Annotated in this window: 5 protein-coding genes; all 5 read right to left on the reverse strand. The window is 38.2% G+C overall.

Annotation, left to right across the window (positions count from 1 at the left end):
• The coding region (gene rpsK, locus B3R79_RS02255) for a 30S ribosomal protein S11 (RefSeq protein WP_293693505.1) at positions 1-263 on the reverse strand (263 nt) is incomplete at its 3' end.
• Between the two features lie 27 nt (positions 264-290).
• On the reverse strand, positions 291-656 hold the full coding sequence (gene rpsM, locus B3R79_RS02260; protein WP_293693507.1) for a 30S ribosomal protein S13: 366 nt from the start codon (positions 654-656) through the stop codon (positions 291-293).
• Between the two features lie 17 nt (positions 657-673).
• The gene (rpmJ, locus tag B3R79_RS02265) at positions 674-790 is read right to left on the reverse strand and encodes a 50S ribosomal protein L36 (RefSeq protein ID WP_002959355.1); all 117 of its coding nucleotides are present in this window, start codon (positions 788-790) and stop codon (positions 674-676) included.
• Positions 791-815: 25 nt separating this feature from the next.
• Positions 816-1,034 carry a translation initiation factor IF-1 gene (infA, locus tag B3R79_RS02270; RefSeq protein WP_001040189.1) on the reverse strand — a complete coding sequence of 73 codons (219 nt, stop codon included), beginning with the start codon at positions 1,032-1,034 and terminating at the stop codon, positions 816-818.
• Positions 1,035-1,151: 117 nt separating this feature from the next.
• On the reverse strand, positions 1,152-1,793 hold the full coding sequence (locus tag B3R79_RS02275) for an adenylate kinase (RefSeq protein ID WP_154454898.1): 642 nt from the start codon (positions 1,791-1,793) through the stop codon (positions 1,152-1,154).
• Positions 1,794-1,827 lie beyond the last annotated feature (34 nt).

Here is a 1,827-nt window from a genome sequence, read left to right on the forward strand (position 1 = left end):
CCTTTAACTGTTACTTCAACAGTCTTTAATCCGTGTTCCATTGCTGCTTTTGTAGCAGTTTCTGCTGCCATTTGAGCGGCAAAAGGAGTTGATTTTTTGCTTCCTTTGAAACCTAATGAACCAGCTGATGACCACGCTAATGCATTTCCGTGAGTATCAGTGATCATGATGATAGTGTTATTGAATGTAGAATGGATATGTGCAATACCTGCTTCTATATTCTTCTTCACACGGCGTTTACGATTCACTTTTTTTGCTGCCATGAAGTTTTAACCTCCTTCACTTAAGAATTATTTTTTCTTGCCAGCGATAGCGCGAGCTGGGCCTTTACGAGTACGTGCATTGTTTTTCGTGTTTTGTCCACGAACAGGCAATCCACGGCGATGACGGATTCCACGGTAAGAACCGATTTCCATCAAACGTTTGATGTTCAAGTTTACTTCACGACGAAGGTCACCTTCAACTTTAATTGCATCAACTTCACGACGGATAGCATCTTCTTGATCTGATGTTAAATCTTTAACACGGATGTCTTCTGAAACACCAGCTGCAGCTAAGATTTTCTTAGAAGTCGCAAGTCCGATACCATACACATAAGTAAGTGAAATTACTACACGTTTTTCATTTGGAATATCAACTCCAGCAATACGAGCCATTTTTTCTCCTTTCTATATTATCCTTGACGTTGTTTGTGTTTTGGATTTGATGGACAAATTACCATAACACGACCGTTACGACGAATAACTTTACAGTATTCGCAAATTGGTTTGACTGATGGTCTTACCTTCATTTTTTTATCCCTCCAATTATTTCGATTATTTAAAGCGGTATGTGATACGGCCACGAGTTAAGTCGTAAGGACTCATTTCAACAGTAACACGATCACCTACCAAGATACGGATATAGTTCTTACGGATTTTTCCTGATACAGTTGCCAAGATTTGGTGTCCATTTTCTAACTCAACAGTAAACATAGCATTAGGCATCGTCTCAACAACTTTACCTTCGATTTCAATCACATCTTCTTTTGCCACGCAAAAGCCCCCCTCTAAATTTCGATTTGATGTCCTCTGGATACAGAGGTAACAATTATAAGTCAGACTAACCTATTATAGCATCAAATTAATGCTTACGCAAGTATTAAAATCTCATTATTTTAATTTTGCTACAACATCTGCAATGTCAGCAAAAACAGCATCAATATCTTGGTTACCTTGAATATCGTAAACAAGACCTGATTGACGATAATGTGAAAGAATTGGTGCTCCTTGAGCGATATTAACATCAAGACGGCGTTTTACAGTTTCAGGTTTGTCATCTTCGCGTTGGTAGAAATCATCTTCATTGTAATCACCAACTGGTGGATTGAATACTTTGTGGAATGTTTCTCCTGTTTTGCGGTTAATGATACGACCACTCAAACGTTCAACAAGTGAATCTGGGTTAACATCGATGTTAATCACACCATCTAATGTCAAATTCAAGTTGTTAAGAGTTTCGTCCAAAGCATGTGCTTGTTCGATAGTACGTGGGTAACCATCGAGCAAGAAACCTTTTTCTGCAATATCAGCTTGTGCTAAGCGTTCTTTAACAATACCGTTTGTCACTTCATCAGGAACCAATTCACCTTTATCGATGAATGATTTTGCCAATACACCCATTTCGGTTTTGTTTGCCATTGCTGCACGGAACATATCTCCAGTAGAAATATGTACTAAACCAAATTTTTCAACAATTTTGGCTGCTTGAGTCCCTTTACCAGCACCTGGCAAGCCCATAATCAAAAGATTCATAATCGTCTCCTTATTTTGTTATTAAATAAATCTA

The sequence above is a fragment of the Streptococcus sp. UBA3373 genome (assembly GCF_002360305.1).
GTDB lineage: Bacteria > Bacillota > Bacilli > Lactobacillales > Streptococcaceae > Streptococcus > Streptococcus alactolyticus.

Excerpts from the sequence above, each read along its gene's own strand:
- B3R79_RS02275 (WP_154454898.1), bottom strand. The coding sequence starts at position 1,793 with ATGAATCTTTTGATTATGGGCTTGCCAGGTGCTGGTAAAGGGACTCAA.
- rpsM (WP_293693507.1), bottom strand. The coding sequence starts at position 656 with ATGGCTCGTATTGCTGGAGTTGATATTCCAAATGAAAAACGTGTAGTA.
- rpmJ (WP_002959355.1), bottom strand. The coding sequence starts at position 790 with ATGAAGGTAAGACCATCAGTCAAACCAATTTGCGAATACTGTAAAGTT.